At 73.4% G+C, this 13,721-nt stretch carries 14 protein-coding genes; 5 read left to right on the top strand and 9 right to left on the bottom strand.

The window, feature by feature from the left end:
* Positions 1–3: 3 nt before the first annotated feature.
* Positions 4–795 carry a MerR family transcriptional regulator gene (locus GBN72_RS04850; RefSeq protein ID WP_151770951.1) on the top strand — a complete coding sequence of 264 codons (792 nt, stop codon included), beginning with the start codon at positions 4–6 and terminating at the stop codon, positions 793–795.
* A gap of 27 nt (positions 796–822) precedes the next feature.
* Here the strand turns inward: GBN72_RS04850 and GBN72_RS33985 are convergent, their stop codons facing one another.
* Both GBN72_RS33985 and GBN72_RS04845 read right to left on the bottom strand, forming a co-directional pair.
* Entirely contained in the window at positions 823–990 is a 168-nt protein-coding gene (locus tag GBN72_RS33985) for a hypothetical protein (protein ID WP_164540385.1), read from the bottom strand.
* Positions 991–1,136: 146 nt separating this feature from the next.
* A complete protein-coding gene (locus tag GBN72_RS04845) occupies positions 1,137–1,877 on the bottom strand; it encodes an SOS response-associated peptidase (RefSeq protein WP_151770338.1) in 741 nt (246 codons plus the stop codon).
* Positions 1,878–2,146: 269 nt separating this feature from the next.
* Between GBN72_RS04845 and GBN72_RS04840 the strand changes: the two genes are divergently transcribed.
* The gene (locus GBN72_RS04840) at positions 2,147–3,544 is read left to right on the top strand and encodes an FAD-binding oxidoreductase (RefSeq protein ID WP_174887087.1); all 1,398 of its coding nucleotides are present in this window, start codon (positions 2,147–2,149) and stop codon (positions 3,542–3,544) included.
* A 71-nt stretch (positions 3,545–3,615) separates the two neighbouring features.
* On the opposite strand, the gene GBN72_RS04835 is transcribed toward GBN72_RS04840, so the two are convergent.
* From GBN72_RS04835 to GBN72_RS04825, 3 genes are all read right to left on the bottom strand, one after another.
* Entirely contained in the window at positions 3,616–4,599 is a 984-nt protein-coding gene (locus GBN72_RS04835) for a tetratricopeptide repeat protein (protein WP_151770337.1), read from the bottom strand.
* Between the two features lie 46 nt (positions 4,600–4,645).
* The gene (locus tag GBN72_RS04830; RefSeq protein WP_151770336.1) at positions 4,646–5,194 is read right to left on the bottom strand and encodes a hypothetical protein; all 549 of its coding nucleotides are present in this window, start codon (positions 5,192–5,194) and stop codon (positions 4,646–4,648) included.
* Positions 5,195–5,299: 105 nt separating this feature from the next.
* Positions 5,300–5,944: an antibiotic biosynthesis monooxygenase family protein gene (locus tag GBN72_RS04825; RefSeq protein WP_151770335.1), complete on the bottom strand. Its 645-nt coding sequence runs from the start codon at positions 5,942–5,944 to the stop codon at positions 5,300–5,302.
* A gap of 173 nt (positions 5,945–6,117) precedes the next feature.
* Here GBN72_RS04825 and GBN72_RS04820 point away from each other — a divergent pair, with 173 nt between their 5' ends.
* Positions 6,118–6,804 carry a LysE family translocator gene (locus GBN72_RS04820; protein ID WP_151770949.1) on the top strand — a complete coding sequence of 229 codons (687 nt, stop codon included), beginning with the start codon at positions 6,118–6,120 and terminating at the stop codon, positions 6,802–6,804.
* Between the two features lie 23 nt (positions 6,805–6,827).
* On the opposite strand, the gene GBN72_RS04815 is transcribed toward GBN72_RS04820, so the two are convergent.
* From GBN72_RS04815 to GBN72_RS36010, 3 genes are all read right to left on the bottom strand, one after another.
* Positions 6,828–7,493, bottom strand: coding sequence for a maleylpyruvate isomerase family mycothiol-dependent enzyme (locus GBN72_RS04815; protein WP_151770334.1), 666 nt, complete (start codon positions 7,491–7,493; stop codon positions 6,828–6,830).
* Between the two features lie 136 nt (positions 7,494–7,629).
* Complete coding sequence (locus GBN72_RS04810) at positions 7,630–9,033, bottom strand: sulfatase family protein (RefSeq protein ID WP_151770333.1); 1,404 nt, start codon at positions 9,031–9,033, stop codon at positions 7,630–7,632.
* A gap of 360 nt (positions 9,034–9,393) precedes the next feature.
* On the bottom strand, positions 9,394–9,489 hold the full coding sequence (locus GBN72_RS36010) for a putative leader peptide (protein ID WP_359270157.1): 96 nt from the start codon (positions 9,487–9,489) through the stop codon (positions 9,394–9,396).
* A gap of 390 nt (positions 9,490–9,879) precedes the next feature.
* Between GBN72_RS36010 and GBN72_RS04805 the strand changes: the two genes are divergently transcribed.
* Positions 9,880–10,794, top strand: coding sequence for a pentapeptide repeat-containing protein (locus GBN72_RS04805; RefSeq protein ID WP_151770948.1), 915 nt, complete (start codon positions 9,880–9,882; stop codon positions 10,792–10,794).
* A gap of 177 nt (positions 10,795–10,971) precedes the next feature.
* Here the strand turns inward: GBN72_RS04805 and GBN72_RS04800 are convergent, their stop codons facing one another.
* Complete coding sequence (locus GBN72_RS04800) at positions 10,972–12,228, bottom strand: MFS transporter (RefSeq protein ID WP_151770332.1); 1,257 nt, start codon at positions 12,226–12,228, stop codon at positions 10,972–10,974.
* Positions 12,229–12,483: 255 nt separating this feature from the next.
* Here GBN72_RS04800 and manA point away from each other — a divergent pair, with 255 nt between their 5' ends.
* Positions 12,484–13,707: a mannose-6-phosphate isomerase, class I gene (manA, locus tag GBN72_RS04795; protein WP_151770331.1), complete on the top strand. Its 1,224-nt coding sequence runs from the start codon at positions 12,484–12,486 to the stop codon at positions 13,705–13,707.
* Positions 13,708–13,721 lie beyond the last annotated feature (14 nt).

Genomic DNA, 13,721 nt, shown 5'->3' with positions numbered 1-13,721 from the left:
GTGATCGGAGAAGACACCCCCCTCGGCGAAGACCCTGGGCGCCGGTGGAGCATCGGCGAGCTGGCCCAGGCCACCGGCGTGACGGTGCGCGCGTTGCACCACTACGACGAGATCGGCCTGCTGCGGGCCGGCGAGCGGACGGCTTCGGGACACCGCCGCTACACCGCGGCCGACCTGCGGCGGCTGTACCGGGTACGGACGCTGCGCAGCCTCGGCATGCCCTTGGAGGAGATCAAGCGCATGCTCGGCGCGCCCGAGGACCTGGCCGGCACGCGCGCCCTGCTGGCCGCGCAGCTGGAGCAGCTGACCGCGCAGGCCGAGCGGCTCCAGCAGCTCGTCCGGCAGGTCGGCGGTCTGCTGCGGCAGCTGGACACGGGGGCGTTGCCCGATCCGGACCAGTTCATGACGACGTTGGAGATGATCTCGATGCTGGACAGCTATTTCACGGACGAGCAGCGCGAGGAGCTGGCGCGCCGTCGCGACGCGCTCGGCCCCGACGCCGTCGAGGAGGCCCGGAGCCGCTTCGCCGGACTGGTCGAGCAGTTGCTGGGCCACGTGCGGGACGACACCCCGGTGGACGACCCCGGGGTGCAGGACCTTCTGCGGCGTTGGGAGGAACTCGGCTCCGCCTTCCACGCCGAGGGCGCGGGCGGCGAGCGGACCAAGGCCGCGGCCCGGCGGATGTGGCAGGACCAGGGGGCCGGGCTCAGCCGGAATCTGCCCTGGCCGGCCGAGAGCATGGTCGCCCTGACGGCCTACCTTGAGCGGGCCCGGGCCGCCCGGCCCGGCGACTGACGCCGGGGGCGGGCGCGCACGGTCGCCTCACCCCCGGCGCGAGGTCCCGCGACGCACGCGGGCGAGGCCGAACCACCCGGCGCCCAGCGCGATCAGCGCCAGCGGCAGGGCACCGGGTTCGCCCTCGACGACGATCATGAACGCCATCAGCGCGAGCCCGGTCACGGTGATCGTCACCGGTACGGCCGTCCTCATGCGCAACGCCTCCGTGGTCGACGGCGGCCGCGGCCCGATCACGGAACCACGACCTGTGGGAGTCAATCGAATATCGATCGATACCTATTGATTGTCAAGAGGCTGACGGCGTCCATGAGCACTGAAGTCCACCATCGACAGTGCCCTCAGGCGACCTCGTCCAGGAGCTGTGGCCCGTTGCTGCGGGTGCTGTTCACGGCCGTGGAGACCGGGCGGGCGCCGAGGTTCCCGTCGGCGGGCCGGGTGAGCAGGTCCCGCAGGTGGCCGGCGTCGTCGTGGTGGGGGTCGAGCCACGCCTCGTAGTGGTCGGGGGTGAGGGCGAGCGGCATGCGGGGGTGGACGCGGCCGGCCGCGTCGGTGGCCTCGGTGGTGATGATGGTGCAGGTCAGCAGCCAGGCGGCGGGGTCCTCGCGGTCCTCGACCGCCGGGTCGCGCCAGAACTCGTACAGGCCGGCGAGGGCCATCACCTCTCCGTCGGCGGGGTGGATGAAGTACGGCTGCTTGCGGACCTTGCCCGTGGCCTCGTCCTTCACCTGCTGCCACTCGTAGAAGCCGTCCGCCGGGAGCAGGCAGCGGCGTCGTGCGAAGGCCCGGCGGTAGGCCGACTTCTCGTGCACGGTCTCCACCCGGGCGTTGATCATCCGCGAGCCGATCTTCGGATCCTTCGCCCAGGACGGGACCAGGCCCCAGCGCGGTGTCCGCAGCTCCCTGCGCACCGGCGCGTCCTCGGCGGCCCCTCGGCCGGCGCGCTCCAGGACGGCGTAGACCTCGTCGGTGGGGGCGACGTTCCAGCTCTGCTCGAGTGTCTCCTCGGGGTGCCATTCGACCACGTCGAAGATCCGGGTGAGTTCCTGGGGGCTGCGGGTGGAGACGTAACGGCCGCACATGCCTCCACTGTGGCACGGTCCGCGCCGAGGACGGGGGCGGCGTCCCGCCGTGTGCCCGGATGCATGGAGCGCGGTGCGGCGGGAGAATGGAACAGCGCGAGGGATCGTCTGCCCCGCGCCGACATCCGAGCGCGAACGGCCGTCGCGCCACGAGCCCGCTTTCCGTCCAGCCGGTCATCGCGTGCACCTCCGTCCGTCCGCTGCTCAAGGACTCTCGACCGAGGTGTTGCATCATGGGCACGACCGACACCGGCTCCGCCGCCGGCGCCATGGGCGCGGTGGACCGAGCCGTGCTGGACAAGCTGCGCGAGACGATGCGGGGTGAGGTGGTCACCCCGGAGGACGCCGGATACGACGAGGCGCGCAGCGTCTACAACGCGATGATCGACAAGCGCCCCGCCGCGGTCGCACGGTGTGTGGACGTGGGCGATGTGCGAGAGGTGCTTTCACTGGCCCGGAACACCGGAGCGGAACTCACCGTGCGCGGCGGCGGCCACAGCGGGCCGGGCCTGGGGGTGGCCGACGACGCCATCGCGCTCGACCTGTCGCCGATGCGCTGGGTGAGGGTGGACCCGAAGGCGCGCACGGCGCAGGTGGGCGGGGGCAGCCAGCTCGGCGACCTCGACCACGCCGCCCACACCTTCGGCCTCGGCCTGCCGTCAGGGATCAACTCGACCACCGGGGTCAGCGGCCTGACCCTGGGCGGCGGTCACGGCCACCTCACCCGCAAGTTCGGGCTCACGATCGACAGTCTGCTCTCCGCCGACGTGGTGCTGGCCGACGGTTCCTTCGTCACCGCCTCGGAGGACGAACACCCGGATCTCTTCTGGGCGTTGCGGGGCGGCGGCGGCAACTTCGGGGTGGTCACCGAGTTCACCTTCCGGCTGCACCCCGTGGACACGGTGACGGTCGGCCTGACGGCGTGGCCCGTGGACCGCGCCTCGGACGTGCTGCGCTGGTACCGCGAGTTCCTGCCCGCCGCGCCGGAGGAACTCAGCGGCTTCTACGCCGCCATGGTGGTGCCGCCCGGCCCGCCGTTCCCCGAGGAGATGTACGGGCAGACCGTCTCCGCCGTGGTGTGGTGCTGGGCCGGGGAGCAGGAGGGCGGCCGTCTGGACCAGTTGCTCGCCTCTGTGAGCCAACCGGCGCCTCCCGCCTTCCACTTCACCGCGCCCATGCCGCTGCCCGCTCTGCAGAGCATGTTCGACGCCCTGCTCCCCAAGGGCCTTCAGTGGTACTGGAGAGGTGACTTCTTCGACAGCATCCCGGACGACGCCGTGGAGATCCACCAGAGGTTCGGGGAGGACCTGCCCTCGGGCCTGTCCACGATGCACCTGTACCCGATCGACGGCGCGGCCCACCGGGTGGGCGCCGACGACACGGCCTGGGCCTACCGGGACGCCGTCTGGTCCGGCGTGTTCGCCGGCATCGACCCCGACCCGGCCAACGCGGGGGCGCTGCGGCAGTGGTGCACCGACTACTGGGAGGCACTGCACCCGTACTCGATGGGTGGCGGCTACGTGAACTTCATCGGCGAGCACGAGGGGACGGAGCGGGTCCAGGCGACCTACCGGAGCCACTACGACCGGTTGGCCGCGGTGAAGCGCGCCTACGACCCGGAGAACCTCTTCCACCGGAACCAGAACGTCGCGCCCGCGGCGGCGTAGGCAGCGGCCGACGGCCGGCACCGGCACCGGCACCGGCACCGGGAGGGCCGTACCCGCAACGCCCGCGCCGCTCAGCTCGCCTGAAGACGGCGGGCCTCGGTGACCAGGTCCGCGGGAAGGCCCGGTCCGGCGCAGGCGTGGTCGATCAGGAGGTTCCGGTAGCCGGATCCGTCGATGTCCGCTGCCAGGACGATGAGTTCGCGCAAGGCGTCCGGCGAGCCGCCCGACCGGGCGCGGTAGGCCGCGTGGGCGGCGCGCAGAGCGGGCTCGGTGGGCTCGTGTTCCAGGCCGTCGGCCGCATGGGCGACGGCTGCGCCGAAGTCGCCCTGCTCGGCGCGGAGATCGGCCAGGTCGAGGTGGAGCGACCAGTTGGCGGGGTCGAGGGTGAGGGCCCGCTCGAAGGCGGCGGCCGTCCGGTCGAGGTCCCCCAGACGGCGCCAGGTGCCGGCGCGGACCACCTCCGTCAGCATGACCGGCTCGACGAGGTCGGCCTGGTCGCACAGCGCGAGCGAGGCGTCGGTGAGGCCGCAGGCGCGCAGGAAGATCGCCATCCTGGCCATCGCCTCCGGCTGCGGTCGGCGCGCGGTGACGGTGTCGATGGCCCGGAACCAGTTCCGGAGCCCCGTGCGGACGGCCTCGGTGTCGAGGGACCGGCCGTAGTCCGTCGTGCGCATGACGGCTTCGGCGAGGGCGTCGGGGCTCACGGAGTCCAGGAGACGGTCCTCGCCGAACCAGGGGGCCTCGGCCCAGGGGACGTCGGGGCGAGCGCCGGTGACGGAGCCGAGTGCCATGACGGCGCTGTCCATGTCGCCGTCGAGGAAGGCCGCGTACGACTGGGCGAGCACGGCGCTCAGGGAGGTGCCGTCGGTGACGGCGTCGGCGAACTCCGCGGGGTGGTCGCGGCGCAGTTCGGCGAGGGCGGCGTAGGGCTCGGGGGCGGCCGGGTCGGAGGCGACGGCACGCGTCAGCTGCTGGACGGCCGCGGCGGGACTGCCGCCGCAGTGGGCCAGGACCTGGGCGAGGGCTAGGGCGGCGACGGCCGTTCGATCGGACATGCGACGAGATTAGCGAGGGCCCCCGGACCGCTGGTCGGCCGGCCGGTCACTCGGCCAGCGGCTGGATGGCCAGCTTGAACTCGGCGAAGGTGAGGCTCACGGCTGCCCCGGCGTTGTGGGCGACCCGGACGGCGAGGGGGACGCCCGGGTCGCAGACGATGCCCCAGACCTTCGTCCAGTACTCGCCGCCGATGGTGGGGGCGCGGTGCTCGGTCGCCGTGGTGTCCACGGGGCCGAACAGTTCCAGCGGATCGCGGGCGAACTGGTCCCGGTACTCCGTGGCGTCGGTGGGATCGGCGGGGGCGGCGGGGGCGGCGGGGCCAACGGGGTCGGCCCACTGGAGCATGGCGTAGAGGTGGCCCCACCCCCGCACGGCCGGCCAGATCAGACCTGACCGGTCGTCGCCCGCCCAGTCGGTCACGGTGTGGCCGTCGGGCTGCACGGCCTGGTGCATGCGGTGCGGGTCGGTGGATTCGGCCGGGCCGAACGGGAACCTGACGACCTGATAGGTGGGGCCGGGCTGGACGAGCTGCGGAACGGCCACCTTCAGCGAGCACAGGTGGACGCCGGGACTGGGCTGGGCACTGGTGGTCAAGGCTGGCTCCCGTTCTCTGGACGACGGCTCGGTCCGAAGCTTCACCAGGTCAACTGCCGGGCCCCACGGACGTTATGGGCCACCGTCCCCCCGATCCCGGTGCGGTCAGAAGGCGGCGCCGGACCGGAGGAGGACAGGGCCCACGGTGGTGAACCCGGGCGGGGCGGACGGGTGCCCCTGGACCAAGGGGCCGCCGGCCGCCGTCGCCGTCCGCCACGCCTCAGGGCTGTCCCAGTGCGCGACGCCGACCGCCTGGAAGCGGGTGTCCGGGGCGACCGCGCGGTGCAGCCGGGCGTCCTGGAAACCGGGGGCCTCGCTCGTCAGCTCGACGCGGTCCGACCACCACGGAAGGAAGCCGTCGAGCCGCTCCGGGGGCAGCTCGAACGCCTCGACCACGGTGATGCCCGAGCCGTCCCCCTGGGCGCCGAACGCGGCTGCCACGCGGTACCAGCCGCCGCGCACGGTGGCGTAACCGGTCGTGGTGGCCGCCGACGCGGTGAAGCCGGGGCGGGCGAGTGCCTTGTCCCGCGCCTCGACGCTGTCCCAGTGCGCGATGTTGACCAGGCCGAAACGGGCTGCCTCGGGGTCCAGCCCGCGGTGCAGGCAGGCATCCCGGAACCCCGGAGCGGTGTGGATGAGCGCGACCCGCTCCTTCCAGCGGGCGATCGCTTCGTCGATGCGTTCCTCGGGCAGTTCCCAGAGGTCGATGAGGGTGATGCCGTCGTCGGTGGTGAATCGTGCGTCAGTCACCGCGCCATCGTGGAACCTCGAGCACGGTTCAGGTCAAGACCACCGGCTGAGGCATGCCCGGCCGCGCGCCACGGGGCGCCACTCGCACGCCATTCCCCCGGATACTGCCCGATATCGGGCAGGAAGGTGGATGTCCGTCCATCGTCGACCTAGGGTGAGCACTTGTGATCGCCATGGACGCCCTGTGGGCCTTTACTCTGATGGTGGGGCTGCTGACCCTCACCCCTGGGCTGGACACCGCACTCGTCCTGCGCACGGCAGCGGTCGGGCACCGCCGTCGGGCCTTGGGTGTGATCTTCGGGATCCAGACCGGCACGCTGGTCTGGGGCGTGCTCACCTCGCTCGGTGTGACCGCGCTGCTGACCGCGTCCCACCTCACCTACGACGTGCTGCGATGGGCCGGGGCCGCGTACCTGGTGTGGATGGGCTGCCGCATGCTCTGGTCCGCCCGGCGCCGTCCCGGCGGAACGGAAGGCGAGGAGGCCGGGACGGAGGCCGGGACCGGTGCGGGGGCAGGGGAAGCGGCAGCGGCAGGGGCAGGGGCAGGGACGGACGCGGGCGACACGCTGCTCGGCGGCTGGCGCCAAGGACTGGCGACCAATCTGCTCAACCCCAAGGTGGGCGCCTTCTACGTCGCGCTGCTCCCCCAGTTCATCCCACCCGACGCCCCGCACCTCGCGGCGGGCGTCCTGCTCAGCGGGATACACGTCCTCCTGGGCAGTGCCTGGGCCTGCGTGCTGATCGCCCTCGCGCAGATGCTCCGGCACCGGCTGCAGCGGCCTTCGGTGCGCCGCCGCCTCGACCGTGTCACCGGAACGGTGATCGCCGGGTTCGGCGTCCGACTCGCGCTCGAGAAGTAGCGCCGCCGCCGGATGAGTGCCCGTCAGGCGCCCTCGCACCTGGCGCGCAGGAGTTCCACGCCCTCGCCCCGGAGATCGCCGCAGTACACCGCCCGTCCGGTCATCGCCATGGTCAGGGCCAGCGTCGGGCCGGACACCACGGGCCCGGTACCCGCGCTGAACGGGCCGTCGTCGGCGGCCAGCCGTAGCCCTGCGATGCGCCCCTTGGCCAGGACCACGAGGTCGGAGCCGGAGTAGTACTCGGCCACCCTGGTGAGCGTCTCGATCGGATGGTCGTGCCGGACACCCAGCGGGCGCCGGATGTCCTCGCCGTGCACGACGGTTTCGCCCAGCATGGCCACGGCGGGGAGGGGCGGCTTGGTGGTGCTCCGGACGGTCCGCCGGAACCGGTCGAGGGTCGCGGCAGGGGTGGCGCCCATCTGCTCGGCCAGCCGCACGGACACCTGCCGATCGAAGTCGAACCGGCAGCGGACGACTCCCGCCAGCCAGCGCACGGCGTTGAGGCTCGCGCCCGCGGTGAGGTGCGCGAGGACCTCGCGCACCGTCAGCCCGGCGCAGAGCGAAGGGGTGGCCCACCGCTCCTCGGTCAGGTCCGCGAGGTCGGCCGCCAGAGCCGCCCGCTCGGCGTGGATCGCGGGCCATGTGCCGCTGCCGCGGGCGGGGTTCGGCGCGAATTGCGGATCGGTCATGGGACGGGCTCCTGTCACGGTCGTGTTCCACAAGGCCCCCTGCCGGCGCCGCGGCGAGGCGGCCCCGGCAGGGAGTGAATGTCGATCGTGAAGGAGACTCCGGACCCGGGCAAAATGATCGCCCGGGGCGGCCCGCTCAGGAGGGGTACGGCAGGAGACCGGAGTTCGTGGCCTCCCAGGCGGCCTTCAACTCCGCGAGCAGTTCGGGGCGTTGTGCCGCGAGGTCCGCCTGCTCGCGCTGGTCGGCGGCCAGGTTGTACAGGTGGTCCTTGCCGGCCGAGTCGCGGTAGTACTTCCAGTCACCGCGCCGCAGTGCCCGGTTGCCCCGGACGCGCCAGAACAGGTCGTGCCGGGGCGCCCGTTCGCCCCGCAGCAAGTAGCCGGCGAAGCTGTGGCCGTCGAGAGGGTAGGCCGGGTCGGGCCGGGCGCCGCCCAGTTCGAGCAGTGTCGCCGTCCAGTCGGGGGAGTACACCGGCTCGCGGCTGACCTGACGGGCACGGATCCGGTCCGGCCAGCGGAGGATGGTCGGCACCCTGATGCCGCCCTCGAGGAGCTGGGCCTTGGCGCCGCTGAGCGGCCACTGGTAGGAGAAGCGCTCTCCGCCGTTGTCGCTGGCGAAGATGACGATCGTGTTGTCCTCCTGACCGGATCGCCGCAGCGCCTCGAGCACCTTCCCGACGGAGGCGTCGAGGTCCTCCACCATCTCCTTGTACTTCTCCACCGATCCGCCGTCGTCGTGCTTGAGTCCGCCCAGGACGTCGCCGGAACGGATCCGGTCGGCGATGTCGGCGGCGGCCTCCTCGTCGTTCTCTCCGATCCAGGGCCAGTGCGGGGTGGTGAAGTTGAGGTTCAGGAGCCAGGGCCGGTCGTGCTTGCGTCCGACGTAGTCGACCGCGCGTTCGGTGAGGACGGTGGTGTAGTAGCGGAGGTCCTTGTAGGTGGCGTCGCCTTCGTAGAGGTCGTAGTCGCCGAGCTGACCCAGCTTGGAGAAGTACTCGAGCGCGCCGCCGAAGTTGCCGAAGAACTCGTCCCATCCCGACTTGGTGGGGCTGTAGTCCGGCAGCCAGCCGCAGTGCCACTTGCCGATCAGGGCGGTGGCGTAGCCGGCCTTCTTCAGCAGGGAGGCCAGGGTCGGGTGGTTCGGGTCCAGGCCCTGCGTCCGGTTGCCGATGGGCTCGGCGAGGCCGCCCTGCGTGCGGCCGGGGAAGCGGCCGGTGTAGAGGCTGAAGCGCGTCGGGGAGCAGGTGGCCGAACCGGAGTAGGCGTCGGTGAACCGCACTCCCTGGGCGGCCAGGCGGTCCAGGTTGGGCGTTCTGATGTGCGGGGCTCCGTACGAGGACAGGTCGGCCCAGCCGAGGTCGTCACCCAGGATGAACAGGACGTTGGGCCGCTTCCCGGAGCCGGAGCCGTGACGGGCCTGGAACGGCCGCTCGCCGGGGGAACCCGCTGCTGCGGGGGCGGTGGCGGCGGTGCCTGCGACGGCGCCGGCGGCACCCGCACCGACCAGGCCGGCGAAGGCACGACGGGATATCTCGGACATGCGGAATCCTCCGTACGGGTGCCCACGTTGGTGAGCACGTCAGGGTTGACCGGGGTGAAGTTGGCCGGGTGAAGTCGGCCGGCCGGGGTGAAACCGGGATGAAGGGGATGCCCGGGTGCGGCGGCGCGCGCCACGCCGGTGCCGGCTGCCACCGCGCCGTGACGCGACCGCAGCCGCGACCACGACCACGACCACGACCACGACCACGACCACGACCACGGAACGACGCACGCCTCGGGCCTGGTGCGGAACCGCCTCAGCTACGCGCGCTCCGGACACACGGACGGCGGTGCGGCGGCCGGACGCCCGTGAACGCGGCGCGCGGCACTACGGCGGGAAAACGGGAGAGGGACCCGGAAGTCAGCGACAGATGGCGCTGGACTGGCGGCACAGGTCGACGTGCCGCCGCGCGACGAGCGCGACGAGCGCCTGCGGATGATCAGCGACGGGCCTCATGAGCAGGGACGATGCCAGGGGGTGGACGACCGGGTCAACCGGGTGTCCAACCGCTGGGACACACGGGCGACTTCAACCGCGATCAGCGCCGGGCCCGCGCTGCGACTGCGTTGCCGCCCGCACCGGTCGTGAAACCGGGCAGCAGCGCCGACCCGCCGACCCGCCGACAGCGAGTCTGCGTCTGCGTCTGCGTGCGAGGATGAGGGCGTTCTCCGGACACCGGCCGTACCGGACAGGGGTGTTCGTCGGCGACAGGAGTGAACGGTGTCCACAGAGCACGGAGGGCCCTCGTCGGCGGGAGGGCGCGAGCGGCCTTCCGTGACCGGTGGACGAGGGCGCCCGCGCCGGACGGACCGGCGGCGGGGCGCCACCGGCGGCGAGGGCCGCGCCGTGCCGCAGGGCGGGCAGGGACGGCAGACCGGACAACCTCGGCCGGACACCGCCGCGCGCGGGGAGCACGGGACACGCACGAAACGCGGGGCGCGCCCGGAAGGCGCCGGCGGCGAGCCCCGCGAGGAGCTCCGGGCGGACTGCTCGAGCTGCTTCGGCCTCTGCTGCGTGGCGCTCCCCTTCGCCCGGTCCACCGACTTCGCCGCCGACAAGCCTGCCGGGCAGCCGTGCTCCAACCTCCGGCAGGACTTCCGCTGCGGCATCCACGTCCGGCTGCGGGACGAGGGTTACCAGGGCTGCACCGTCTTCGACTGCTTCGGCGCCGGGCAGAAGGTCTCGCAGGTCACCTTCGGCGGCACCGACTGGCGTGCGTCGCCGAGCACGGCGCGCGCCATGTTCGCGGTCTTCCCGGTCATGCGGCAGCTGCACGAACTGCTCCGGTACGTCACCGAGGCGCTCGCCCTGCCCTCCGCCCGCCCCGTCCACAAGGAGTTGCGGCGGGCACGGGCGCACATCGACGACCTGTCCCGCGGCACACCCGAGTCGATCACCGCTCTGGACGTCGACGCGCTGCGCGGGGAGGTCAACGCGTCGCTGCTGCGGGCGAGCGAACTGGCGCGCGCCCACGTCCCGGGCAGGCGGAGGAACCACCGGTCCGCCGACCTGATGGGCGCCCGGCTGGCCGGCGCCGACCTGCGGGGCGCGAGTCTCCGCGGCGCCCTCCTGGTCGCCGCCGACCTCGGCGGGGCCGACCTGCGGGAGGCGGACCTGATCGGAGCGGACCTGCGCGACGCCGACCTGAGCGGTGCCGACCTGACCGGCGCCCTGTTCCTCACCCAGTCGCAGCTCGACGCCGCCCGGGGCGACGCGGCCACCAAGGTGCCTGCGGCGCTGCGTCGGCCCGCCCACTGGTAGGAGCCGCCCACGCCCGGCGTACGTGCGCGACCACCGCCTCCGCGTCGCGCCGGGTGGACGCGTCGACGACCGACAGCCGGCTTCCGCCCGGACCGGCGCGGTCACACCGCGGGACCCCCGCGGCAGGGCGCGGGCGTGAGGTGACCTGCCCGACGGACGCCCTCGCGCCCATCGAGGTCAGGTGGCGACCGCCGCCCGGCGCCGCGCGAGCAGGACGGCGAGCCCGAGCGCGGGCAGGAGCAGGGCGGCGCCCGCCAGGTTGACCCCGCGGAAGCCGCCCACGGCGAGGACCGGGCCGGCGAGCGCGGCGACGGCGGCCCCCGCGTAGTTCATGCCGGCGTCGGCGGCACCCTGCAGGGGCACCCGCACCCGGTCGTCGTCGACGGCTGCCAGCAGCGTGGAGGCGGCGAGTGTCGACAGGGACCAGCCGAGACCCAGCACCGCGAGGGCCGCCGCGGTGAGCGCCTCCCCGCCGCCCGAGGCGGCCGCGTAGCCGAGCGTGACGGCGGCCCACAGAACGGCGATGCCGAGGAAGGCGGTGCGCAGCGGGCCCCAGCGGTCGGCCAGGCGGCCGAAGACCGGGCTGAGTCCGTACATGGCGGCGATGTGCACGCTGATGACCACGCCGACGATCCGCAGGGACATGCCGTGGTGCTGCATGTGCAGCGGCGTCATCACCATGACCATGATCATGGTCGCGTGCGCGGTGGCCAGGAGGACGACGGCGAACAGGGCGGAGGGGTGACCCGCCGTCCAGCGGAGGGCGGCCAGCGCCCCCATGGCGGCCGGTCCGGCCCCCGCGGCCTTGCCGGGCGGACCGGGCTTCTCCTGCCTGCCGCGGTAGAGCGCCACGACCAGCGCGCACGCCCCCGCGAACGCCGCACCGGAGAGCAGGTAGGGCCCCGCCAGTCCGAGGACCCCGGCGGACTCGCCGACCGCCTGGCCGAAGGCGGTGAGGTTGGGCCCGGCGACGGAGCCGACGGTCGTCGCCCACACCACCACGGCCATGGTGCGGGCCCTCACCTCGGGCGCGACGCCGTCCGCGGCGGCGTACCGGGTCTGCAGGTTGCACGCCTGGGCCACGCCGAAGAGGCACAGGCCCGCCATGACGAGGGCCAGTTGTCCGGCCGTCGCGGCGGCGACGATCAGCGAGGCGCCCAGCACCGCGATCGCGTAGCCGACGCCCAGCGACCACCGGCGCCCGCGCCGGGCCGCCAGCCGGGCAAGCGGCACCGCCGCCACCGCGGCGCCCAGCACCCCGACCGCCTGACCGAGCCCGGCCAGTTCGGTGGCTCCGAGCCGTTCCACGAGCAGGGTGGTCATGGTGATGCCGGAGGCCACGCCGACGCCGCCGAGGAGGTTCCCCAGCACCAGGACCCCGATGCGCCGCCGCTCCCCCGTGCCGCCACCGGCCGTCCGCCCGGTCGTCGTCATGACATCGCCCCTCCCTCGGCCGCCCCCGGCCGGGACGTCGCTGCGGGCAGGATGCCACGCGTGGCCGCCGACCGGATCACCTGGTGAGGGACGAGCCACGGTGCTCGCGCAGCCGGCCGGCGCATCGACGCGATCAGCTAAACCGGTTACCGAACAGCGCCGAACGCTCTCCACTCCGCGATCACCCCACGACGGTGACAGCATGCTCCAGCATGCCTATACCGGTTTACATAAATCGTGGCTACGGTACCGACCGTGGATCTACTGCGACCAATCATCAAGCCCTATGCCTGGGGCTCCCGGCACGCGCTGGCCAGGCTCCAGGGACGGGAAGAGCCCTCGGACGGGCCCGAGGCGGAGCTGTGGATGGGGGCCCATCCGGCAGGTCCGGCCGGGCTCACCCGCGACGGGCGCACGACCACGCTCCAGCGGGTGGTCGCCGACGCCCCGGAACGGGAGCTCGGGGCGGCGTGCGCCGGCCGGTTCGGTGGCCGGCTGCCCTTCCTGCTGAAGGTGCTGGCCGCCGAACAGCCGCTGTCCATCCAGGTGCACCCGGACCGGGAGCAGGCACGCGCGGGGTTCGGCGCCCGGCGGAGAGGCGGGGCGGACCACGGGCCGTACGCCGACGACTGGCCCAAACCCGAACTGCTCTACGCGCTCACCTCCTTCGAGGTGCTCGCCGGTTTCCGCTCCCGCGACGAGGCGGTGGCCGTGCTGGAGGGCCTCGGCATCACGCGTCTGCGCCGGGTCACGCACATCCTGCGTGACAACGGCAGCGGCAGCAACGGCGACGGCGCCGCGCTCAGCGACGCCCTGCGGACCGTGCTCGAGTGGCCGCGCGACGACCGTGCGGCGCTGGTGCACGCCGTCGTGGAGGCGAGCCGGCGGCTGGCGGCGCTCCCCGGGCCCCACGCGGCGGCCTACGACGCGGTGGCGCGCATGGCGGAGCATCACCCGGGGGATCTCGGTCTGGTCGCCTCCCTGCTGCTGCGGCACCAGGTCCTGGAGCCGGGCACCGCGTTGTTCGTGCCGGCCGGAGGACTGCACTCCTACATCCGCGGAGTGGGCGTGGAGCTGATGGCCGGCTCCGACAACGTGCTGCGCGCGGGCCTCACCACCAAGGAGGTGGACATACCGGAGCTGCTGCGGATCACCGACCCCGCGGTGCCGGTCCCCGTGGTGCGGCCCGAGGGCGTCGCGGGGTCGGAGCGTACGCGGGTGTACCGGTGCCCGGTGGAGGAGTTCGCGCTGTACCGGGTCCGGCTCGGCGGAGGGCCGGAGCCCGTGACCCCGCCGCGAGGGCCCAGGATCGCCCTCTGCGCGGAGGGCACCGCGCTGCTGCGCGGGCCCGGCGGCCAGAAGTTGCCGCTGGGGCCGGGCGGCTCGTGCTTCCTCCCCGACTCGGACCGGGACATCACGGCGGAGGGTGACGGAACGTTGTTCGTCGCGGCCACGGGCCTCTCCCCCGGACACCGGTAGCGAAGGAGAGAGGC

It is taken from the genome of Streptomyces abyssomicinicus (genome assembly GCF_008974245.1).
Classification (GTDB): Bacteria; Actinomycetota; Actinomycetes; order Streptomycetales; family Streptomycetaceae; genus Streptomyces; species Streptomyces abyssomicinicus.
Note: the sequence above shows the minus strand (reverse complement) of the source record. Positions and strands in the feature narration are given on the sequence as shown.

Coding starts and splice junctions, on each gene's coding strand:
- GBN72_RS33985 (WP_164540385.1), bottom strand. CDS start 990: ATGAGGACGGCCGTACCGGTGACGATCACCGTGACCGGGCTCGCGCTG.
- GBN72_RS04845 (WP_151770338.1), bottom strand. CDS start 1,877: ATGTGCGGCCGTTACGTCTCCACCCGCAGCCCCCAGGAACTCACCCGG.
- GBN72_RS04840 (WP_174887087.1), top strand. CDS start 2,147: ATGGGCGCGGTGGACCGAGCCGTGCTGGACAAGCTGCGCGAGACGATG.
- GBN72_RS04835 (WP_151770337.1), bottom strand. CDS start 4,599: ATGTCCGATCGAACGGCCGTCGCCGCCCTAGCCCTCGCCCAGGTCCTG.
- GBN72_RS04820 (WP_151770949.1), top strand. CDS start 6,118: ATGGACGCCCTGTGGGCCTTTACTCTGATGGTGGGGCTGCTGACCCTC.
- GBN72_RS04815 (WP_151770334.1), bottom strand. CDS start 7,493: ATGACCGATCCGCAATTCGCGCCGAACCCCGCCCGCGGCAGCGGCACA.
- GBN72_RS04810 (WP_151770333.1), bottom strand. CDS start 9,033: ATGTCCGAGATATCCCGTCGTGCCTTCGCCGGCCTGGTCGGTGCGGGT.
- GBN72_RS36010 (WP_359270157.1), bottom strand. CDS start 9,489: ATGAGGCCCGTCGCTGATCATCCGCAGGCGCTCGTCGCGCTCGTCGCG.
- GBN72_RS04800 (WP_151770332.1), bottom strand. CDS start 12,228: ATGACGACGACCGGGCGGACGGCCGGTGGCGGCACGGGGGAGCGGCGG.